The 25,322-nt window shown below is 41.5% G+C and carries 6 protein-coding genes; 3 read left to right on the top strand and 3 right to left on the bottom strand.

Annotated features, from left to right (window positions below):
• Positions 1-218: 218 nt before the first annotated feature.
• The 3 genes from OLM57_RS02215 to OLM57_RS02205 are packed head-to-tail and all read left to right on the top strand — an operon-like array spanning position 219 to position 21,122.
• Complete coding sequence (locus OLM57_RS02215; RefSeq protein WP_264565610.1) at positions 219-18,224, top strand: gliding motility-associated C-terminal domain-containing protein; 18,006 nt, start codon at positions 219-221, stop codon at positions 18,222-18,224.
• A gap of 29 nt (positions 18,225-18,253) precedes the next feature.
• Positions 18,254-19,168 carry a type IX secretion system membrane protein PorP/SprF gene (locus OLM57_RS02210; protein WP_264565609.1) on the top strand — a complete coding sequence of 305 codons (915 nt, stop codon included), beginning with the start codon at positions 18,254-18,256 and terminating at the stop codon, positions 19,166-19,168.
• A gap of 10 nt (positions 19,169-19,178) precedes the next feature.
• Positions 19,179-21,122, top strand: a complete 1,944-nt coding sequence (locus tag OLM57_RS02205; protein ID WP_264565608.1) for an OmpA family protein — start codon at positions 19,179-19,181, stop codon at positions 21,120-21,122.
• A 93-nt stretch (positions 21,123-21,215) separates the two neighbouring features.
• On the opposite strand, the gene OLM57_RS02200 is transcribed toward OLM57_RS02205, so the two are convergent.
• The 3 genes from OLM57_RS02200 to OLM57_RS02190 all read right to left on the bottom strand — a co-directional run bounded on the left by OLM57_RS02200 (position 21,216) and on the right by OLM57_RS02190 (position 25,321).
• On the bottom strand, positions 21,216-22,238 hold the full coding sequence (locus OLM57_RS02200) for a LacI family DNA-binding transcriptional regulator (protein ID WP_264565607.1): 1,023 nt from the start codon (positions 22,236-22,238) through the stop codon (positions 21,216-21,218).
• Between the two features lie 95 nt (positions 22,239-22,333).
• Positions 22,334-23,353 (bottom strand): LacI family DNA-binding transcriptional regulator, encoded by a 1,020-nt coding sequence (locus tag OLM57_RS02195; RefSeq protein WP_264565606.1) that lies wholly within the window; start codon positions 23,351-23,353, stop codon positions 22,334-22,336.
• Positions 23,354-23,764: 411 nt separating this feature from the next.
• The gene (locus OLM57_RS02190) at positions 23,765-25,321 is read right to left on the bottom strand and encodes a phosphatase PAP2 family protein (protein ID WP_264565604.1); all 1,557 of its coding nucleotides are present in this window, start codon (positions 25,319-25,321) and stop codon (positions 23,765-23,767) included.
• Position 25,322 lies beyond the last annotated feature (1 nt).

Here is a 25,322-nt window from a genome sequence, read left to right as displayed (position 1 = left end):
AAAATTATTTTTTTTGTTTGAATTCCGACAATATATTTACATTTTAGATTAAAAATTAACATTTCACACTTGTTTTTCATCGGATTTTTTAGTTTTTTATCGAATATCTGTGTATCTTATCGTTTAAATGCGCTTTTAAACGAAAAATGTTAATAAGTATTTTATAATTATATAGTTTTGCAATACCCAAACTATTGATTCTTAATGCTTACTTAACTATGGAAAACTTTACTTTAAAAGGGCTTAACTTTTTTAAGCCATTCTTTCTTGTTGCACTTTTGTTATTATTGACCAGTAAAGGGTATTCACAATACGCTACCAAACACTATATTGCAGCTGCTCCCTGGGATTATTCTTCTAATGCTAATGAATTTATTGTTTCTTGTTCTGCGGGAACTGCTAGTGTAACGGTTACCAAAAGTGATGGAACAGCTATAACTACTTTGAGTGTGACATCTGGAACACCTGTTGCCTATAGACCAGCTGGTGCGCCAGCGTCAAAACCTGCCAATGCAATCAATACAATATATAATGATAGAGGTTTAATTTTTACAAGTGATTTACCAATTTCGGTATCAGTGCGAAATGTTGAAAGTGATCAGGTTGGTGGGGGTAATCCAGACCAAATAAAAGGAAATTCTTCGTTAGCAAGTTATGGCAATGAGGCTATTGGGTCTTCGTTTAGAGTTGGTTATTACAGGTCAAATTTTACGGGACTTTATGCATATAGCCCAACTGGTTTTCCAGCTGCTGCAGCAGCACCTGTTTATTCTGTTATGGCTATTGATAATAACACAGTAGTATCAAAAAATGGGACTGTATTGGTTACTTTGAATGCTGGTCAATCGTATCTTTTTCAAACTACAATTGGGTCCTTGATAACATCTTCAAAAGCTGTTGTTATGAATTCTGGTCAATGGAGAGATGTGCCAACTGGTTGTGGTGATGCTGTTTTGAATGAAATTCCACCTGTACGAGTTTTAGGAACAAATTATTTAGTGGTTAGAGGGAACGGTACAACTAGAGGAGCAAGCGTTAATACAAATTTTCCCGAACAAACCCTTTTTATTGCCACAGAAGATAATACAACAGTTACTGTAAATACTGTAAATACTGCAGGAACCATAACAGCAATAAATACATACGTGTTGTCAACAGCGGGAAGTTATCAAAATATTTTTCATGGTATTGATGGGGTTCAATATTCCGCTTCTGTCATTTCATCTGATAAGAAAATAGTGGTATACTCAGGAACTGCAGAAGGATGCGAGGTTGATATGGCTTGCGTTGCTCCAGTAAGTGCCTGTACAGGTTCGTTTAGAGTGGAAACAAAAAAGTTTACAAAATATGATAATAATAATTTACCTTATTTTGGATATGTATTAGTAAATGACCCAACAGCAGTAGTTAACATAAATGGATCAAATTTAGAAACTTTAGCAGGTGCAAGAAAGCAAATTGGCACATCTGGTTTTTATATAATTGGTTTTACAAATGCTAATATATTAAATCCTACAGATCTTATTTTTACTTCGACTGTTCGAATGAGTGTAAGTATGGTGCAACAAGGAGGAGGTTTTTCGATGGCCTCTTATTTGTCATCATTTAATGACCAAGCGACTCAGATGTTTTCGCCAACAATCAATGGGGCAGGTTGTGTTACTGTATTAACTGCAGAGCCTGGATTAGCACCTTATCAATGGTATTTAAATGATGTTTTGATCCCTGGAGCGACAAGTCAAACATTCGTCCCTACTGTTACAGGATCTTACTCAGTAGCTGGTACTAAATCTTGTGGTTTATCTGTTGCATCAACTCCAGTTAATGTAGGTTGTATCCCAATTGATGCAGTGGATGATGGAAGTCTTTTAACACCATTTGCAACAGTAATATCAGGATCAACTTTAGCAACATCAGTTAAAGCTAACGATCTTATAGATGGAACTCCTGTAACTACGGCAAATACTATTGTAACAGCGAAAGCGCAACTACCTTTATCAATAGATCCAGCTGGAATAATTACAGTAAAAACAGGAACTACAAATGGGGTTTATTCAATTGATTATGAATTATGCTCCACTAGTTTGTCTCCTACTATTTGTGACAAAGCTACCGCTTATGTTAAAGTAACTGTTTTGCCTGGATCAATTGCTACTAATCAAACTATATGTAGCGGAGGCGATCCAGCCCCATTTACAAGTACTAGTGATGGAGTAGGAGAAGGTACTATAAGTTACAGATGGGAAAGTTCGGTTAGTCCATTCAGTACTTGGACTACAATACCTGGAGCAACAGCAGCAACTTATGATGCTCCCTCAGGATTAACGACTACCACCAACTACCGTAGAATTGCAATTTCAACATTAGGTGAATCAGATCCAACTTCATCAGTAACAGTAACTTTAGCAACGCCAACATTAACAGGAGCATCACAAGCGGCGTCAGTTTGTGTAGGGTCGAGAGCGACAATTAATTTAACAGGATTGTTGGCCAACACAACATCTACTATTGCTTACACTATAAATGGAGTTTCTCAACCGACAAGAACAACAGGTGTTTCCAATGCGTCTGGAGCTGCGAGCTTTACTTCGGCCCTTTTGACGGCAGCCAATAATGGACAGATATTGCAAATAACCGGGATAACTACAACAAGTACTACACCAAATTGTAGTCAAACATTTACTCAAAATGTTACTTTAAGTGTTAATCCTACTTCAGTAGGAGGAACGGTATCATCCCCCCAAACGATTTGTTCTGGAACTTCACCAGCAGATTTAACTTTAGGAGGAAATACAGGAAGTGTAGTAAAATGGCAAAAATCAAGCGATGCCGCCTTTACAGCTCCAACAGATATAGTAGGAACATCAACAACGTTGACAGGCGCAATCATTGGTAATCTTAGTGCAAACACTTATTTTAGGGCGGTAGTTCAAAGTGGAGTTTGTGCTGTTGCTAATTCGGCATCTGTATTGGTATCAATAAGCCCTATCCCTACAATAACAGGAGCTTCACAGGCATCAGCAGTTTGTGCTGGTTTGGGAGCGACAATTAATTTAACAGGATTGTTGGCCAGCAGTGTCTCTACTATAGCTTACACTATAAATGGAGTTGCCCAAACGGCAGTAACGGGAGTTGTTGCCAATGGATCAGGAGTTGCGAGTTTTACTTCGGCCTCTTTGACGGCTGCCAATAATGGACAGACATTACAAATAACAGGAATCACCTCTACAAGTGCTACCCCAAATTGTAGTCAAACATTTAGCCAAAATGCTACTTTAAGTGTTAATCCATTGCCAGATGCTAGTTTAGTATTGGCGGGAACGGGTTCTATTTGTTCAGGAACTGGAACCAACATAACCGTTGCGAATTCAGTGAGTGGTATTAATTACCAATTACGAAATGGCGCAACCAATGTTGGAGTAGCAGTGGCAGGAACGGGAACAGCAACACCGATTAATTTGCCAACAGGTAATTTAACGAGTACTATGACATTCAATGTTTTGGCGACCAATACTACAACTACTTGCTCACAACAATTAACAGAAACAGAAATTGTAACTGTAAATCCAACACCGGCAGCACCAACAGTAGCGGTAACGGCACCAACATGTGCCTCAGCAGCTACGAATATTTTGAGTACGTATGATGCGAGTTTAACCTATACATCCACGCCATCAGGATTAACTGTAGGAGTGGCAGGAGTTATCACAGGAGGAACAGACGGCACATCCTATACGATAACAGCAGAAAATGCATCAAACTGTTCGGCTACCTCGGCCAGTTTCACGTATAATGGCGGAGCGATATTGCCAACACCGGCAGCACCAACAGTAGCGGTAACGGCACCAACATGTGCCTCAGCAGCTACGAATATTTTGAGTACGTATGATGCGAGTTTAACCTATACATCCACGCCATCAGGATTAACTGTAGGAGCGGCAGGAGTTATCACAGGAGGAACAGACGGCACATCCTATACGATAACAGCAGAAAATGCATCAAACTGTTCGGCTACCTCGGCCAGTTTCACGTATAATGGCGGAGCGATATTGCCAACACCGGCAGCACCAACAGTAGCGGTAACGGCACCAACATGTGCCTCAGCAGCTACGAATATTTTGAGTACGTATGATGCGAGTTTAACCTATACATCCACGCCATCAGGATTAACTGTAGGAGCGGCAGGAGTTATCACAGGAGGAACAGACGGCACATCCTATACGATAACAGCAGAAAATGCATCAAACTGTTCAGCTACCTCGGCCAGTTTCACGTATAATGGCGGAGCGATATTGCCAACACCGGCAGCACCAACAGTAGCGGTAACGGCACCAACATGTGCCTCAGCAGCTACGAATATTTTGAGTACGTATGATGCGAGTTTAACCTATACATCCACGCCATCAGGATTAACTGTAGGAGCGGCAGGAGTTATCACAGGAGGAACAGACGGCACATCCTATACGATAACAGCAGAAAATGCATCAAACTGTTCAGCTACCTCGGCCAGTTTCACGTATAATGGCGGAGCGATATTGCCAACACCGGCAGCACCAACAGTAGCGGTAACGGCACCAACATGTGCCTCAGCAGCTACGAATATTTTGAGTACGTATGATGCGAGTTTAACCTATACATCCACGCCATCAGGATTAACTGTAGGAGCGGCAGGAGTTATCACAGGAGGAACAGACGGCACATCCTATACGATAACAGCAGAAAATGCATCAAACTGTTCGGCTACCTCGGCCAGTTTCACGTATAATGGCGGAGCGATATTGCCAACACCGGCAGCACCAACAGTAGCGGTAACGGCACCAACATGTGCCTCAGCAGCTACGAATATTTTGAGTACGTATGATGCGAGTTTAACCTATACATCCACGCCATCAGGATTAACTGTAGGAGCGGCAGGAGTTATCACAGGAGGAACAGACGGCACATCCTATACGATAACAGCAGAAAATGCATCAAACTGTTCGGCTACCTCGGCCAGTTTCACGTATAATGGCGGAGCGATATTGCCAACACCGGCAGCACCAACAGTAGCGGTAACGGCACCAACATGTGCCTCAGCAGCTACGAATATTTTGAGTACGTATGATGCGAGTTTAACCTATACATCCACGCCATCAGGATTAACTGTAGGAGTGGCAGGAGTTATCACAGGAGGAACAGACGGCACATCCTATACGATAACAGCAGAAAATGCATCAAACTGTTCGGCTACCTCGGCCAGTTTCACGTATAATGGCGGAGCGATATTGCCAACACCGGCAGCACCAACAGTAGCGGTAACGGCACCAACATGTGCCTCAGCAGCTACGAATATTTTGAGTACGTATGATGCGAGTTTAACCTATACATCCACGCCATCAGGATTAACTGTAGGAGTGGCAGGAGTTATCACAGGAGGAACAGACGGCACATCCTATACGATAACAGCAGAAAATGCATCAAACTGTTCGGCTACCTCGGCCAGTTTCACGTATAATGGTGGAGCGATATTGCCAACACCGGCAGCACCAACAGTAGCGGTAACGGCACCAACATGTGCCTCAGCAGCTACGAATATTTTGAGTACGTATGATGCGAGTTTAACCTATACATCCACGCCATCAGGATTAACTGTAGGAGTGGCAGGAGTTATCACAGGAGGAACAGACGGCACATCCTATACGATAACAGCAGAAAATGCATCAAACTGTTCGGCTACCTCGGCCAGTTTCACGTATAATGGCGGAGCGATATTGCCAACACCGGCAGCACCAACAGTAGCGGTAACGGCACCAACATGTGCCTCAGCAGCTACGAATATTTTGAGTACGTATGATGCGAGTTTAACCTATACATCCACGCCATCAGGATTAACTGTAGGAGTGGCAGGAGTTATCACAGGAGGAACAGACGGCACATCCTATACGATAACAGCAGAAAATGCATCAAACTGTTCGGCTACCTCGGCCAGTTTCACGTATAATGGCGGAGCGATATTGCCAACACCGGCAGCACCAACAGTAGCGGTAACGGCACCAACATGTGCCTCAGCAGCTACGAATATTTTGAGTACGTATGATGCGAGTTTAACCTATACATCCACGCCATCAGGATTAACTGTAGGAGTGGCAGGAGTTATCACAGGAGGAACAGACGGCACATCCTATACGATAACAGCAGAAAATGCATCAAACTGTTCGGCTACCTCGGCCAGTTTCACGTATAATGGCGGAGCGATATTGCCAACACCGGCAGCACCAACAGTAGCGGTAACGGCACCAACATGTGCCTCAGCAGCTACGAATATTTTGAGTACGTATGATGCGAGTTTAACCTATACATCCACGCCATCAGGATTAACTGTAGGAGCGGCAGGAGTTATCACAGGAGGAACAGACGGCACATCCTATACGATAACAGCAGAAAATGCATCAAACTGTTCGGCTACCTCGGCCAGTTTCACGTATAATGGCGGAGCGATATTGCCAACACCGGCAGCACCAACAGTAGCGGTAACGGCACCAACATGTGCCTCAGCAGCTACGAATATTTTGAGTACGTATGATGCGAGTTTAACCTATACATCCACGCCATCAGGATTAACTGTAGGAGTGGCAGGAGTTATCACAGGAGGAACAGACGGCACATCCTATACGATAACAGCAGAAAATGCATCAAACTGTTCGGCTACCTCGGCCAGTTTCACGTATAATGGTGGAGCGATATTGCCAACACCGGCAGCACCAACAGTAGCGGTAACGGCACCAACATGTGCCTCAGCAGCTACGAATATTTTGAGTACGTATGATGCGAGTTTAACCTATACATCCACGCCATCAGGATTAACTGTAGGAGCGGCAGGAGTTATCACAGGAGGAACAGACGGCACATCCTATACGATAACAGCAGAAAATGCATCAAACTGTTCGGCTACCTCGGCCAGTTTCACGTATAATGGCGGAGCGATATTGCCAACACCGGCAGCACCAACAGTAGCGGTAACGGCACCAACATGTGCCTCAGCAGCTACGAATATTTTGAGTACGTATGATGCGAGTTTAACCTATACATCCACGCCATCAGGATTAACTGTAGGAGCGGCAGGAGTTATCACAGGAGGAACAGACGGCACATCCTATACGATAACAGCAGAAAATGCATCAAACTGTTCGGCTACCTCGGCCAGTTTCACGTATAATGGCGGAGCGATATTGCCAACACCGGCAGCACCAACAGTAGCGGTAACGGCACCAACATGTGCCTCAGCAGCTACGAATATTTTGAGTACGTATGATGCGAGTTTAACCTATACATCCACGCCATCAGGATTAACTGTAGGAGCGGCAGGAGTTATCACAGGAGGAACAGACGGCACATCCTATACGATAACAGCAGAAAATGCATCAAACTGTTCAGCTACCTCGGCCAGTTTCACGTATAATGGCGGAGCGATATTGCCAACACCGGCAGCACCAACAGTAGCGGTAACGGCACCAACATGTGCCTCAGCAGCTACGAATATTTTGAGTACGTATGATGCGAGTTTAACCTATACATCCACGCCATCAGGATTAACTGTAGGAGCGGCAGGAGTTATCACAGGAGGAACAGACGGCACATCCTATACGATAACAGCAGAAAATGCATCAAACTGTTCAGCTACCTCGGCCAGTTTCACGTATAATGGCGGAGCGATATTGCCAACACCGGCAGCACCAACAGTAGCGGTAACGGCACCAACATGTGCCTCAGCAGCTACGAATATTTTGAGTACGTATGATGCGAGTTTAACCTATACATCCACGCCATCAGGATTAACTGTAGGAGCGGCAGGAGTTATCACAGGAGGAACAGACGGCACATCCTATACGATAACAGCAGAAAATGCATCAAACTGTTCGGCTACCTCGGCCAGTTTCACGTATAATGGCGGAGCGATATTGCCAACACCGGCAGCACCAACAGTAGCGGTAACGGCACCAACATGTGCCTCAGCAGCTACGAATATTTTGAGTACGTATGATGCGAGTTTAACCTATACATCCACGCCATCAGGATTAACTGTAGGAGTGGCAGGAGTTATCACAGGAGGAACAGACGGCACATCCTATACGATAACAGCAGAAAATGCATCAAACTGTTCGGCTACCTCGGCCAGTTTCACGTATAATGGCGGAGCGATATTGCCAACACCGGCAGCACCAACAGTAGCGGTAACGGCACCAACATGTGCCTCAGCAGCTACGAATATTTTGAGTACGTATGATGCGAGTTTAACCTATACATCCACGCCATCAGGATTAACTGTAGGAGTGGCAGGAGTTATCACAGGAGGAACAGACGGCACATCCTATACGATAACAGCAGAAAATGCATCAAACTGTTCGGCTACCTCGGCCAGTTTCACGTATAATGGTGGAGCGATATTGCCAACACCGGCAGCACCAACAGTAGCGGTAACGGCACCAACATGTGCCTCAGCAGCTACGAATATTTTGAGTACGTATGATGCGAGTTTAACCTATACATCCACGCCATCAGGATTAACTGTAGGAGTGGCAGGAGTTATCACAGGAGGAACAGACGGCACATCCTATACGATAACAGCAGAAAATGCATCAAACTGTTCGGCTACCTCGGCCAGTTTCACGTATAATGGCGGAGCGATATTGCCAACACCGGCAGCACCAACAGTAGCGGTAACGGCACCAACATGTGCCTCAGCAGCTACGAATATTTTGAGTACGTATGATGCGAGTTTAACCTATACATCCACGCCATCAGGATTAACTGTAGGAGCGGCAGGAGTTATCACAGGAGGAACAGACGGCACATCCTATACGATAACAGCAGAAAATGCATCAAACTGTTCGGCTACCTCGGCCAGTTTCACGTATAATGGCGGAGCGATATTGCCAACACCGGCAGCACCAACAGTAGCGGTAACGGCACCAACATGTGCCTCAGCAGCTACGAATATTTTGAGTACGTATGATGCGAGTTTAACCTATACATCCACGCCATCAGGATTAACTGTAGGAGTGGCAGGAGTTATCACAGGAGGAACAGACGGCACATCCTATACGATAACAGCAGAAAATGCATCAAACTGTTCGGCTACCTCGGCCAGTTTCACGTATAATGGCGGAGCGATATTGCCAACACCGGCAGCACCAACAGTAGCGGTAACGGCACCAACATGTGCCTCAGCAGCTACGAATATTTTGAGTACGTATGATGCGAGTTTAACCTATACATCCACGCCATCAGGATTAACTGTAGGAGCGGCAGGAGTTATCACAGGAGGAACAGACGGCACATCCTATACGATAACAGCAGAAAATGCATCAAACTGTTCGGCTACCTCGGCCAGTTTCACGTATAATGGCGGAGCGATATTGCCAACACCGGCAGCACCAACAGTAGCGGTAACGGCACCAACATGTGCCTCAGCAGCTACGAATATTTTGAGTACGTATGATGCGAGTTTAACCTATACATCCACGCCATCAGGATTAACTGTAGGAGCGGCAGGAGTTATCACAGGAGGAACAGACGGCACATCCTATACGATAACAGCAGAAAATGCATCAAACTGTTCGGCTACCTCGGCCAGTTTCACGTATAATGGCGGAGCGATATTGCCAACACCGGCAGCACCAACAGTAGCGGTAACGGCACCAACATGTGCCTCAGCAGCTACGAATATTTTGAGTACGTATGATGCGAGTTTAACCTATACATCCACGCCATCAGGATTAACTGTAGGAGCGGCAGGAGTTATCACAGGAGGAACAGACGGCACATCCTATACGATAACAGCAGAAAATGCATCAAACTGTTCGGCTACCTCGGCCAGTTTCACGTATAATGGCGGAGCGATATTGCCAACACCGGCAGCACCAACAGTAGCGGTAACGGCACCAACATGTGCCTCAGCAGCTACGAATATTTTGAGTACGTATGATGCGAGTTTAACCTATACATCCACGCCATCAGGATTAACTGTAGGAGTGGCAGGAGTTATCACAGGAGGAACAGACGGCACATCCTATACGATAACAGCAGAAAATGCATCAAACTGTTCGGCTACCTCGGCCAGTTTCACGTATAATGGTGGAGCGATATTGCCAACACCGGCAGCACCAACAGTAGCGGTAACGGCACCAACATGTGCCTCAGCAGCTACGAATATTTTGAGTACGTATGATGCGAGTTTAACCTATACATCCACGCCATCAGGATTAACTGTAGGAGTGGCAGGAGTTATCACAGGAGGAACAGACGGCACATCCTATACGATAACAGCAGAAAATGCATCAAACTGTTCGGCTACCTCGGCCAGTTTCACGTATAATGGCGGAGCGATATTGCCAACACCGGCAGCACCAACAGTAGCGGTAACGGCACCAACATGTGCCTCAGCAGCTACGAATATTTTGAGTACGTATGATGCGAGTTTAACCTATACATCCACGCCATCAGGATTAACTGTAGGAGTGGCAGGAGTTATCACAGGAGGAACAGACGGCACATCCTATACGATAACAGCAGAAAATGCATCAAACTGTTCGGCTACCTCGGCCAGTTTCACGTATAATGGCGGAGCGATATTGCCAACACCGGCAGCACCAACAGTAGCGGTAACGGCACCAACATGTGCCTCAGCAGCTACGAATATTTTGAGTACGTATGATGCGAGTTTAACCTATACATCCACGCCATCAGGATTAACTGTAGGAGCGGCAGGAGTTATCACAGGAGGAACAGACGGCACATCCTATACGATAACAGCAGAAAATGCATCAAACTGTTCGGCTACCTCGGCCAGTTTCACGTATAATGGCGGAGCGATATTGCCAACACCGGCAGCACCAACAGTAGCGGTAACGGCACCAACATGTGCCTCAGCAGCTACGAATATTTTGAGTACGTATGATGCGAGTTTAACCTATACATCCACGCCATCAGGATTAACTGTAGGAGTGGCAGGAGTTATCACAGGAGGAACAGACGGCACATCCTATACGATAACAGCAGAAAATGCATCAAACTGTTCGGCTACCTCGGCCAGTTTCACGTATAATGGTGGAGCGATATTGCCAACACCGGCAGCACCAACAGTAGCGGTAACGGCACCAACATGTGCCTCAGCAGCTACGAATATTTTGAGTACGTATGATGCGAGTTTAACCTATACATCCACGCCATCAGGATTAACTGTAGGAGTGGCAGGAGTTATCACAGGAGGAACAGACGGCACATCCTATACGATAACAGCAGAAAATGCATCAAACTGTTCGGCTACCTCGGCCAGTTTCACGTATAATGGCGGAGCGATATTGCCAACACCGGCAGCACCAACAGTAGCGGTAACGGCACCAACATGTGCCTCAGCAGCTACGAATATTTTGAGTACGTATGATGCGAGTTTAACCTATACATCCACGCCATCAGGATTAACTGTAGGAGCGGCAGGAGTTATCACAGGAGGAACAGACGGCACATCCTATACGATAACAGCAGAAAATGCATCAAACTGTTCGGCTACCTCGGCCAGTTTCACGTATAATGGCGGAGCGATATTGCCAACACCGGCAGCACCAACAGTAGCGGTAACGGCACCAACATGTGCCTCAGCAGCTACGAATATTTTGAGTACGTATGATGCGAGTTTAACCTATACATCCACGCCATCAGGATTAACTGTAGGAGCGGCAGGAGTTATCACAGGAGGAACAGACGGCACATCCTATACGATAACAGCAGAAAATGCATCAAACTGTTCAGCTACCTCGGCCAGTTTCACGTATAATGGCGGAGCGATATTGCCAACACCGGCAGCACCAACAGTAGCGGTAACGGCACCAACATGTGCCTCAGCAGCTACGAATATTTTGAGTACGTATGATGCGAGTTTAACCTATACATCCACGCCATCAGGATTAACTGTAGGAGCGGCAGGAGTTATCACAGGAGGAACAGACGGCACATCCTATACGATAACAGCAGAAAATGCATCAAACTGTTCAGCTACCTCGGCCAGTTTCACGTATAATGGCGGAGCGATATTGCCAACACCGGCAGCACCAACAGTAGCGGTAACGGCACCAACATGTGCCTCAGCAGCTACGAATATTTTGAGTACGTATGATGCGAGTTTAACCTATACATCCACGCCATCAGGATTAACTGTAGGAGCGGCAGGAGTTATCACAGGAGGAACAGACGGCACATCCTATACGATAACAGCAGAAAATGCATCAAACTGTTCGGCTACCTCGGCCAGTTTCACGTATAATGGCGGAGCGATATTGCCAACACCGGCAGCACCAACAGTAGCGGTAACGGCACCAACATGTGCCTCAGCAGCTACGAATATTTTGAGTACGTATGATGCGAGTTTAACCTATACATCCACGCCATCAGGATTAACTGTAGGAGCGGCAGGAGTTATCACAGGAGGAACAGACGGCACATCCTATACGATAACAGCAGAAAATGCATCAAACTGTTCGGCTACCTCGGCCAGTTTCACGTATAATGGCGGAGCGATATTGCCAACACCGGCAGCACCAACAGTAGCGGTAACGGCACCAACATGTGCCTCAGCAGCTACGAATATTTTGAGTACGTATGATGCGAGTTTAACCTATACATCCACGCCATCAGGATTAACTGTAGGAGTGGCAGGAGTTATCACAGGAGGAACAGACGGCACATCCTATACGATAACAGCAGAAAATGCATCAAACTGTTCGGCTACCTCGGCCAGTTTCACGTATAATGGCGGAGCGATATTGCCAACACCGGCAGCACCAACAGTAGCGGTAACGGCACCAACATGTGCCTCAGCAGCTACGAATATTTTGAGTACGTATGATGCGAGTTTAACCTATACATCCACGCCATCAGGATTAACTGTAGGAGCGGCAGGAGTTATCACAGGAGGAACAGACGGCACATCCTATACGATAACAGCAGAAAATGCATCAAACTGTTCGGCTACCTCGGCCAGTTTCACGTATAATGGCGGAGCGATATTGCCAACACCGGCAGCACCAACAGTAGCGGTAACGGCACCAACATGTGCCTCAGCAGCTACGAATATTTTGAGTACGTATGATGCGAGTTTAACCTATACATCCACGCCATCAGGATTAACTGTAGGAGCGGCAGGAGTTATCACAGGAGGAACAGACGGCACATCCTATACGATAACAGCAGAAAATGCATCAAACTGTTCGGCTACCTCGGCCAGTTTCACGTATAATGGCGGAGCGATATTGCCAACACCGGCAGCACCAACAGTAGCGGTAACGGCACCAACATGTGCCTCAGCAGCTACGAATATTTTGAGTACGTATGATGCGAGTTTAACCTATACATCCACGCCATCAGGATTAACTGTAGGAGCGGCAGGAGTTATCACAGGAGGAACAGACGGCACATCCTATACGATAACAGCAGAAAATGCATCAAACTGTTCGGCTACCTCGGCCAGTTTCACGTATAATGGCGGAGCGATATTGCCAACACCGGCAGCACCAACAGTAGCGGTAACGGCACCAACATGTGCCTCAGCAGCTACGAATATTTTGAGTACGTATGATGCGAGTTTAACCTATACATCCACGCCATCAGGATTAACTGTAGGAGCGGCAGGAGTTATCACAGGAGGAACAGACGGCACATCCTATACGATAACAGCAGAAAATGCATCAAACTGTTCGGCTACCTCGGCCAGTTTCACGTATAATGGCGGAGCGATATTGCCAACACCGGCAGCACCAACAGTAGCGGTAACGGCACCAACATGTGCCTCAGCAGCTACGAATATTTTGAGTACGTATGATGCGAGTTTAACCTATACATCCACGCCATCAGGATTAACTGTAGGAGTGGCAGGAGTTATCACAGGAGGAACAGACGGCACATCCTATACGATAACAGCAGAAAATGCATCAAACTGTTCGGCTACCTCGGCCAGTTTCACGTATAATGGCGGAGCGATATTGCCAACACCGGCAGCACCAACAGTAGTAGTTTTAACACAGGCAACTTGTGCTGTACCCACTGGTAGTGTTGAATTAAGCGAATTACCATCTGGAAAATGGATAATTAATCCAGGAGCTATGTCAGGAAATAGGGCTACTACAAGTATTACAGGATTATCTACAGGAACTTATAATTATACAATAACTAATTCTATTGGCTGTACTTCATTACCAACAGCGGATATAATTATTTCTAAAGTAATTTGTGCAGTTGATGATACCATTTCGGGCGGAAATGGAACCACAGCAACTGCTAATGCAGGAAATGTATTAATTGGAAACCCAACGAATCCAGATACCTTAAATGGAATAGCAGTAGCAATAGGATTAGTGAACTTAACTGTAACTACACCAGCTACACCAGCAACAGTTGGATCGCCAATACCAAGTATTGATGTAACTACAGGACAAATAAGTGTACCAGCCAACACACCAGCAGGTGTTTATACGATATTGTATTCTATTTGTGAAAAATTGAATCCAGCAAATTGTGATACGGCAATTTCAACTGTAGTAGTGAGCACATCGGTAATTGATGCCGTAACGGAAACCACTCCATCTATCAATGGATTACCAGGCGGAACCACAGCGACCTTAGTAGCAAACGATACCTTAAACGGAAGTCCAGTAGTTATTGGAACCAACCCAGGTCAAGTAACATTGACAGGAGTAACCGTACCAACAGGATTAACACTAAATGCAGACGGAACGGTAACTATAGCGCCAAACACGGCTGCAGGAAACTACTCAATAGAATATAAAATCTGCGAGGTAACGAATCCAGCAAATTGTGATACTGTAATTTCAACAGTAGTAGTAAGCACATCGGTAATTGATACCGTAACGGAAACCACTCCATCTATCAATGGATTACCAGGCGGAACCACAGCGACCTTAGTAGCAAACGATACCTTAAACGGAAGTCCAGTAGTTATTGGAACCAACCCAGGTCAAGTAACATTGACAGGAGTAACCGTACCAACAGGATTAACATTAAATGCAGACGGAACGGTAACTATAGCGCCAAACACGGCTGCAGGAAACTACTCAATAGAATATAAAATCTGCGAGGTAACGAATCCAGCAAATTGTGATACTGTAATTTCAACAGTAGTAGTAAGCACATCGGTAATTGATGCCGTAACGGAAACCACTCCATCTATCAATGGATTACCAGGCGGAACCACAGCGACCTTAGTAGCAAACGATACTTTAAACGGAAGTCCAGTAGTCATTGGAACCAACCCAGGTCAAGTAACATTGACAGGAGTAACCGTACCAACAGGATTAACATTAAATGCAGACGGAACGGTAACTATAGCGCCAAACACGGCTGCAGGAAACTACTCAATAGAATATAAAATCTGCGAGGTAACGAATCCAGCAAATTGTGATACTGTAATTTCAACAGTAGTAGTAAGCACATCGGTAATTGATGCCGTAACGGAAACCACTCCATCTATCAATGGATTACCAGGCGGAACCACAGCGACCTTAGTAGCAAACGATACCTTAAACGGAAGTCCAGTAGTTATTGGAACCAACCCAGGTCAAGTAACATTGACAGGAGTAACCGTACCAACAGGATTAACATTAAATGCAGACGGAACGGTAACTGTAGCGCCAAACACGGCTGCAGGAAACTACTCAGTAGAATATAAAATATGCGAGGTAACGAATCCAGCAAATTGTGATACCGTAATTTCAACAGTAGTAGTAAATACAATTGATGCTCAAGATGATGTTTTATTGCCTATAATTGGTACCTATGGAGGACTTACTGATAATATTTTATTGAATGACTCAGTAAATGGAATATTGTTATCTGCTGCTACCTTCAACTCAGTTACAGTAACTCCAATTGGTGTCTATCCAAATGGATTAACCTTAAATTCGGATGGAGCAATTACAGTTGCAGTAGGGGCAACAATAGGAAACTATACATTGCAATATCAAATTTGTTCAACTGCAACGCCTACTGTTTGTGATGTAGCAAATATTAGCATTGAAATAAAAGATATTCCTACTCCCGCTCCACCAGTAATATTTGCTGATGATGATCTTGGAGGCCCTATAACGGGTATAAATAATGTTCAAAATATTTTGAATGTCTTAGATAATGATTTTGTAGATTTAAATAAAGCTACATTGAGTAATGTGGTTTTGGCAACTGTAACAGCAGATTCAACAGGTTATATGAGTTTAAAAGCTGATGGTACAATTGAATTGGCGGCTAATACTCCAGCAGGTACTTATGTCTTGACCTACTCAATTTGTGACATAACCCATGCCAATAATTGTGATACCGCTTCAGTTACCGTAACAGTAGTATGTAACACATCTACTGTTATTTCGGGGATTGTTTATAATGCTGCAACAAATGCACCATTGGCAAATGTACCAGTTACATTGAAGCCAATCAATACAACAACGGGGCCAGTTTTATTGCGTTTAACCAAAGCAGATGGTTCGTATGCTTTTTCAGGGATGATTCCTGGAGATTACGTCTTGCAAGTTCAAGATGCTAATTTGAATGCTGCTCAAGAATTATTTAATACAACTTCAAGTTTCTTAATCTTAAAAGTCGAAAATTGTAATTATCAAAAGATTGATTTTGGTTATGACAAAACAGATTTATTAGTGCTTGGTGATTTTGTATGGTATGATTTAAATGATAACGGAATACAAGACGAATGGTACGATGCCAATAATGATGGGCTCGTAACACAAAATGTACCAGATTCCAATGGAGTTATTGATTATAGTAAATGGGAATGGATTGATTTTAATGGAGATGGAAGTTATAAAGGAAAAGAAAATGCAGGAGAATTAAATGCTGCAGGTTTTGGTAATGGAACAACTAATGTGCCTAATATATTTGTAACAGGTCCTAACGGTTTCTCCAGAAGTGTAACCATGGGTGTTGAAGGTTACTGGAGAACAAGAGCTCCAAAAGATGCATATGGTGAATATAAAATTGAGTTTATTAAAGAAGCTAATTTTGAATTGGCTTCCGAAGCAATGTCAGCATCAGGATTGGTGAAAGTTTTACCAAGTGTAACGACTAAACAAGTTAGTACAAACAAATCAAAAAGTTATGTAGATTGTGGCTTGACTACAAATAATATCTTATTTGCTCAATTTTCTGCTACAGAAAAAGTTCACTTGGAATTGGATTTTGGTATCAGTTGCAAATTGTATGCAGATATAGTAGCCAATACGGACGATGCAGGAACTGTAGAAGGAACACAAGCACAAAATGGAGTTTTTGATGTATTGGCAAATGATACTTTAAATGGATCACCTGTAAAATTATCAGATGTAACTATCAGTTTAACGCCGACTCCTTATTTTACATTGGGAACTGATGGTTTGTTGAATACGTTAGCTAACATCCCTGGCGGAACCTATACATTAACATACAGTATTTGTGAAAAGGCAAATCCAAGTAATTGCAGTACAACTACTGTAACTGTATTTGTCGCCAGACCGAGCATTGCATTGGTAAAAACAGCTCATTTCAATGATGAAAATGGAGATGGTTATGCTCAAGCCGGAGAGACGATTACCTACAGTTTTGAGATTACCAATACTGGGAACACACCATTGACAAATGTTACAATAAACGATCCATTGCCTGGAGTCGTGATGTCGGGAACTCCATTGGTATTGGCAATTGGAGAATCCAATGCGAATAATTTCAAAGGACAGTTTGTAATTAAACAAACAGATATCAATATTGGGTTTGTTTCGAATCAAGCAACAGTTTACGGAACCAGCCCACAAGGAACAATTGTAGAAGACAAATCGGATGAGATGAATCTGGTTGATGATAACCCAACAGTGCTTGCAGTTTCAGGTTGTGCAATAAAAGTGTTCAATGCTGTATCCCCCGATGGAGACGGAGAAAACGATAAGTTTTACATACGTGGACTGGAATGCTATCCTGACAATACAGTAGAAATCTACAACCGTTGGGGAGTTTTGGTTTTTGAGCGCGGTCATTATAATAATGAAGACAAAGCTTTTAGGGGAACCTCAGAAGGACGGGTTACATTTGAGAAATCAGCAGAATTACCGGTAGGAACCTATTTTTATATCCTTAAATACAAAGACAGTAATTCAAATGCCTTTGAGAAATCAGGATATTTATATTTGAACAGAAAATAAAGATAAGCCCCAGCTTTAAATAAAAATATATGAAAACAAGAATAATAGGTTTGATAGTACTGCTTTTGTCATTTGCAACTTATGCACAACAAGATGCACAATATACCCAGTATATGTATAATACCATAATTGTTAATCCAGCCTATGCAGGATCAAGAGAGGCGATGAGCATTTTTGCATTGCATCGTACTCAATGGGTCGGACTGGATGGCGCACCGGTAACGAACTCATTTTCGATCAACACACCTATTAATGAGAGTAAGGTAGGGTTGGGATTGTCAGTAGTAAATGATCAAATAGGCCCATCGGATGAGAACAGTATCGCTTTGGATTTTTCATACTCCATACCGGTTTCAGAGAAGTATAAAATGTCATTTGGACTAAAAGCCAGTGCCAATTTATTAAACGTAGATTTTACTAAATTAGATCCTCCTATTTTTGAGGATAACATTGATAATAAATTTTCGCCCAATATTGGAGTAGGATTCTATTTGCATTCGGATAATAGCTATATTGGAATCTCAGCACCAAATTTAATCGAAACCGTACATTTTGACAAAAGTGCCACTTCGAGTGCAACAAGTCACATTGCTACCGAGAGAATCAATTATTATTTGATCGCGGGATATGTATTTGATTTGAGTCCAGATGTAAAATTCAAACCTGCTTTGATGAGTAAATATGTACAAGGTGCACCTTTACAAGTAGATGTGTCGGTCAATTTTATGATGAACGAAAAATTTGTAGTTGGGTTAGCCTATAGATGGAGTGCTGCCATGAGCGCCATGGTAGGATTTCAAGCTAGTGACTCTTGGTATATAGGATATGGCTATGATTTTGATACCACCGCATTGGCCAATTACAACTCAGGATCGCACGAAATCTTTTTGCGATACGAATTGTTTAATAAATACGACAAAATTATCTCCCCAAGATTCTTCTAAAACTTACTTTATGAAAATTAAAAAAATACTATACAGCTTGTTTTTGAGTGTTTTCTTGATCCAAGGATATGCCCAAAAAACAACCGTTGCCAAAGCAGATTCCAATTACGATCGTTATGCCTATGTAGATGCAATAACCAACTACGAAAAAGTAGCCGAGAAAGGGTACAAAGACGAGAAAATGTTCCAGAAATTGGGAAATGCTTATTATTTTAAAGCCGAATTGTCACAAGCCCAGAAATGGTATGAGCAACTTTTTGCGTTATATCCCAATCAAGAGCCAGAATATTTTTATCGGTATTCGCAAGCCTTAAAGTCAATAGGAGATTATACCAAAGCCGATTTAATGTTAGAGCAATTTAACGCCAAAACAGGTAACGATAAAAGAGGGATTCTGTTCAAAGACAATAGGAATTATTTAGACGAAATCAAAGCCAATTCAGATCGTTTTCAAGTAGTGGATGCAGGTATAAACTCTACATTTTCAGACTATGGGAGTTCTTTTTTAGGAAATAAACTGGTCTTTTCTTCAGCAAGAGATACAGGCGGAGTTTCCAAAAAAGTGTTCAAATGGACCAATAAATCATTTACCAATTTGTACTGGGCAGAAATCAAACCCGATGGAGAAATGGGTAAACCCGAACGATTTGAGCGTAAGATCAACTCAAAGTTCAATGAATCAACTCCAGTGTTTACCCAAGACGGACAAACGATGTATTTTACTAGAAACAATTTTCTGGAAGGTAAAAGAGGAAGAGACAGCAACAAAAACACATTGTTGAAACTTTACAAAGCCACACTCGACAATGAAGGGAATTGGGATACTGTAATCGAATTGCCTTTTAATAGTGACCAATACAGCGTAGCACATCCAGCATTGAGCGTAGACGAAAAAACTTTATATTTTGCCTCCGATATGCCGGGAACTTTAGGGCAGTCGGATTTGTTTCGAGTAGGAATAAACGCTGACGGTACTTATGGGACTCCTGAAAATCTAGGAGCAGAAATCAATACCGAAGGCAGGGAAACTTTTCCATTTATCTCCGATGACAATGAACTGTATTTTGCCACTGATGGTAGACCGGGACTTGGAGGATTAGATATTTTTGTAGCCAAAATAGAAGTGGACAACAGTTTTTATAACATACAAAACGTAGGGTTTCCTATTAATAGTAATCAAGACGATTTTGCTTTTTTGATTAACAGTAAAAACAGAAATGGTTTTTTTACCTCCAATAGGGATGGAGGAAAAGGCTATGATGACATTTACCGATTTGTAGAGAACAAAAAATTGACTTGTGAGCAAACATTATCCGGGTTAGTAACCGATTTGGAAACTAAAGAAATATTGGCAAATACGAAGATGAGTTTGTTTGACGCCAATTTTAAACCTTTGCAAGTAACTCAAACTGACGCACAAGGACGGTACAGTTTCCCAGTTGATTGTGGTAAAACATATTACATAAGAGCCGAGAAAGACGATTATCAAACTAAAGAAGGATCGGTTAAAACCAAAGTGTATAGCAGTAATAAAGATTATGCTGTGGCTTTGGAAAAACGTGTTAAAACTGTTGGGGTGGGCACAGATTTGGCCAAAACACTAGATATACCAATTATTTATTTTGATTTGGACAAGTCATATATTCGAAAAGATGCTTCTTTTGAGTTGGCCAAAGTATTGGTGGTGATGCAACAGTATCCTGAACTGAAAATCGAAGTTCGTTCGCATACAGATAGTCGTCAAAGCGCAAAATACAATGAAAAATTATCTGATAAAAGAGCCAAAGCCACTGTACAATGGCTGATTGAAAACGGTATAGATTCCACAAGATTGGTTGGCAAAGGATATGGAGAATCACAATTGGTAAACCAATGTTCAGATGGAGTAAAATGCACCGAAGAAGAACATCAAGCAAATAGACGAAGTGAATTTATTATTGTTTCGATGAAGTAGTAGAATACTAAACTAAATTTGATAATAGCAAAAATCCTTTCTTTTGAAGTTGTTCAGAAAGAATGGATTTTTTTTGGATGGATTTTAATGATTTTATTTCATCGATGATTCTCTTACAATAATGCTAGTTTCTAGTTCTATTGTTTTTGGTGTAAATGGTATTTCATCTCTATGAGCATTCATTTCTTCTAATAATAAATCGAAAGAAGCGACTCCCATTTCGTGACTTGGCTGATCCACAGAACTTAGTTTAGGCGAAATGACCTGTGACATAAACCAATTACTAAAACCAATTACGGCAATTTGTTCTGGTATTTTAATTTTGTTTTCATTGCAATATGATATCACACCAGCTGCAGCCAAATCGGTGATAACAAAAATTCCATCTACATCTGGATGCTCTTTTGTAATTTGTGCTGTAAAATCATAACCTTCCTGAAATGTTACTTTTTCGCAAGTATAAACAAGGCTAGAATCATAAGGAATATTGTTTTTTTCTAATGCTTTTTTATAACCAATAAAACGATCAATTGAATTTTGTGGATTTAAAGGACCTCTAATGTGTGCTATTTTTTTGCATCCAACATCAATTAAGTGTTGAACAGCATTAAAGGCAGCTTTCTGATCATCAATAATTACTTTTGAACAAGAAGCCAGTTTTGACATTTTGTCGAACATGACAAAAGGAATTTTTCTGTTGATGATTTGCTGAATGTGTTCGTCGTAATTTGATTCGTTTGACAGTGACATTAGTATCCCATCTACTCTTTTGTTGATTAAAAGATCTACTTGCTTTTTTTCTAAAGAAATTGATTCGTTCGATTGTAAAATAATAACCAAATAACCATTTTTTTCAGCTTCGTCAATGATAGCGTTAATTACATTCGAAAAGAAATGATGCATCACTTCAGGAATAATTAGCCCTATAGTTTTGGATTCTTTTGTTCTTAAGTTTACGGCAAAGCTATTGGGAGTATAATGTAAATTTTGGGCAAGGTCTATTACCGCTTGCTTTGTTTTTGCACTCACATCGGGGTAATTTTTTAATGCTTTTGAAACCGTAGTAATAGATATCCCTAACGTAGTCGCTATTTCTTTGAGAGTGATGTCTTTCATAATTCAAATCTAGGCTAAATTAAGTTTAAATGTATTATTTTGATAGTCAAATTATGCAACTGCAATTTATTTATTTTATTGTAAAATAAAAAAAATTAAGTGGATTCTCTTTCTAAAACAGCAGTTTCCAATTCAATAGATTGAAAAACAATTGGGCTATTTTGTTTTTTAGAATTAATTTCATCAAATAAGATGGATGCTGCAACTCTACCTATTTCAAATCCGGGTTGATCTATAGTAGAAAGTTTTGGTGTAGTAACTTCGGTTACAAAGGAATTACAAAATCCAACAATAGCAATTTGTTTTGGAATTGCAATCTTTATTTCATTGAAGTATTTAAGAATTCCAACTGCAACCATATCGGTAACTGTAAAAATTCCGTCTAAATCAGGATGATCTTCTATTGCTTTTTTTGCGTTTTCATAGCCGTCTTCTAAGTCAGTGTTGTTGTCACAAACATATACTAAGGAAGAATCGTAGGATATATTGTGATCTTCTAGTGCTTTTTTATATCCTAAAAAACGATCAATTGAATTTTGTGGCATATACGATCCACGAAAATGAGCTATTTTTTTACGCCCTTTGTTGATTAGAAAAGTGGTCGCATCATAAGCGGCTTTTCTGTCATTAATGGTTACTTTGGAGCAATTGACCAACTTGGCAATTTTGTCAAAAAGGACTAAAGGGATATTTTGATTCAATATATTTTTTATATGCTCAAATTCTCCGGTTTCATTCGATAACGAAATTATAATTCCATCGACCCTTTTGTTCAACAATAACTCCAATTGTTTTTTTTCTAATTCTAATTTTTCATTGGAGCGTAAAATAATAACAAGGTAGTTCCTTTTTTCGGCCTCTTCTAAAACACCTTGAAAAACTTTTGAGAAAAAATGATAATCCACAGTAGGAATAATTACGCCTATGGTTTTTGATTCTCTCGTCCTAAGGTTTACGGCAAAGCTATTTGGTGTGTAATTGAGTGAAGTTGCTAAATCTATAACCATTTTTTTTGTTGCGGGGCTTACATCTGGATAGTTTTTAATCGCTTTTGATACTGTAGTGATAGAGATGCCTAACTGATCAGCGATTTGTTTGAGAGTAGCGTTTTTCATAATGGTGCCCCAGGTTTAAGAATCAAATAAAAAACTGTTTCCTAAAAACAAACATACAATTAATTTATTGTATTTCCATTTTCAAAAAACAGTTTTGCAGTATTCCTAATTTTTGGAGTTTAATTTTTTCAATACATTATTTTATAATGTATTGATTGTCAAGTTTAAGTAAAAGATTTTTGTTCTAAAATGGGTATAGAATTTTTATGATTTTACTAATTCTATCAATTTTGTGTTAAGCCATTAATAATTAATTTATGATGTGATAAAGTTACCAGCCCCAGTTTTTTTAAACATAGTAACCAAACTATTAACTAAATAAAAAACGAATTTAAAAGTGTTCAACCTTTTTGGGACATTATTTTCTTTAGTCGTCTGGGACTGTATAACTTTTAGATTTTTTAATAATATTTATTCTGCTCCATCTGTTGTAGCTCTTGCCACGGCAAAGGTACCAACTGTTTCGCCAAGAATCAAGCCTTTTTCGCAATCACTTCTGTAATGTATGGCTCCAAATAACCTAGAATTAGATGCTTCATTAGCCATTGCTTTAAATTTTTCTGCCTTTTCTGGTAATATATGTGACAAAACAGTGCAAGCTGCTCCACTAAAAGTTGAGTGACCCGATACATAAGCTGGAAAATTTGGCACACCAGTGGTTGTTTTTATAGAAGGATCCATTTGTGATGGTCTTGGATTAAAGTAAAAATACTTGGCATCCCAGCAACTTATGGCGGCATCCATCATGGCAATATTTAATAATGCCATGTTCCTTGCCCATCGTACTTCGCTATAGTTTTGGTCAACAAAAGCTTCGGTAGCAATAGCATTCCAATGTCCTGGAGGAGTATAAGTTCCAACGCCATCTGCCCAAAAAGTAACAATCTCTTGGTGTTTTTTAGAATTGTCTTTGCTAAATGCTTTTATCTCGGCCAATTCTTTTGCAAATTGTTCTGATTTGGTTGAAGGTGGTGGCACCGGGCGATTTGCAACTACATTTTCAGGAGTCATAAAAAATGATTTTACTTTTCCGAATGCTGGTAACATAGGTGGTCTAGCAGGAATATCTAATGATTTCCAAGGCGTTTCTCCTGTTGCGGCAGTTTGAGTTTCCAAAAGAGTCCATAAATCTTGATTACCTACAGCTGCGCCTGCTCCATCTGTTGATGCACGGGTTATGAATTTGGCTGCTATTTTTCGACCTAAACTAATTCCGGCATCTACATCACTTCGTACATTGGCACCACTGATGATACGGTATAGTTTTTCTTCTTCCGCTTTTTCCTGTATAAAAGCAATCTCTGTTGGGAATAATAATTTTAATAGTTCAACTGTAACTCCTGCCAAAACTGCATCTTCACTAGGGTAGGATGGTAAAGTGCTTTTTGGAATTAAAACTGGTAATGTAGCATCTACTACAAAAGGAGCAGATCTATTGTATAGTTTTTTGTAATGCCAAGTAGCAATCATGGCGTCATATTGGGCAGCACTTACATAAGCATAAGCTCTTGCTGCGTATGGCGGATTCGAAAATGGAAATTCTGGATTGGCAAATGGATTGGCTCCAGAGGGAATAGGGTAAGTTCCATCAGGATTTTGAAACGGTGGACGATTGTGTTTGGCAACCAATGTTCTCATGATTTCATTCCATCGCAAAACTCCTCCAACACTCCAGTAGGCTATTATGGTTTTTTGCTCTTCGGTTATATTGGCTTGGTAACTCTTGATTTCGTTTATCTCTCTAGTGTATGCAGGCAATGTTGTTGCAATAGGTACATCAAGAGGAAATTCATCTGGTGCAGTTAATAAGATTGGTTTCCAAGTCCCTGCTAATTCATCTGTATTGGTTGGGTTTAATTGAGGGTATTGATTATTGCGTTCGCTGATATCGTCGTTACAAGCATAATTAAATCCAATTAACAATATCAATAGACTTTTAAAGATTATTTTTTGAATGTTATTTTTCATC

Source organism: Flavobacterium sp. N3904 (assembly GCF_025947305.1).
Classification (GTDB): domain Bacteria; phylum Bacteroidota; class Bacteroidia; order Flavobacteriales; family Flavobacteriaceae; genus Flavobacterium.
Note: the sequence above shows the minus strand (reverse complement) of the source record. Positions and strands in the feature narration are given on the sequence as shown.

Bases quoted from the DNA above. Each gene is read 5' to 3' on its own strand.
- OLM57_RS02215 (WP_264565610.1), top strand. From the start codon at position 219: ATGGAAAACTTTACTTTAAAAGGGCTTAACTTTTTTAAGCCATTCTTT.
- OLM57_RS02210 (WP_264565609.1), top strand. From the start codon at position 18,254: ATGAAAACAAGAATAATAGGTTTGATAGTACTGCTTTTGTCATTTGCA.
- OLM57_RS02205 (WP_264565608.1), top strand. From the start codon at position 19,179: ATGAAAATTAAAAAAATACTATACAGCTTGTTTTTGAGTGTTTTCTTG.
- OLM57_RS02200 (WP_264565607.1), bottom strand. From the start codon at position 22,238: ATGAAAGACATCACTCTCAAAGAAATAGCGACTACGTTAGGGATATCT.
- OLM57_RS02195 (WP_264565606.1), bottom strand. From the start codon at position 23,353: ATGAAAAACGCTACTCTCAAACAAATCGCTGATCAGTTAGGCATCTCT.
- OLM57_RS02190 (WP_264565604.1), bottom strand. From the start codon at position 25,321: ATGAAAAATAACATTCAAAAAATAATCTTTAAAAGTCTATTGATATTG.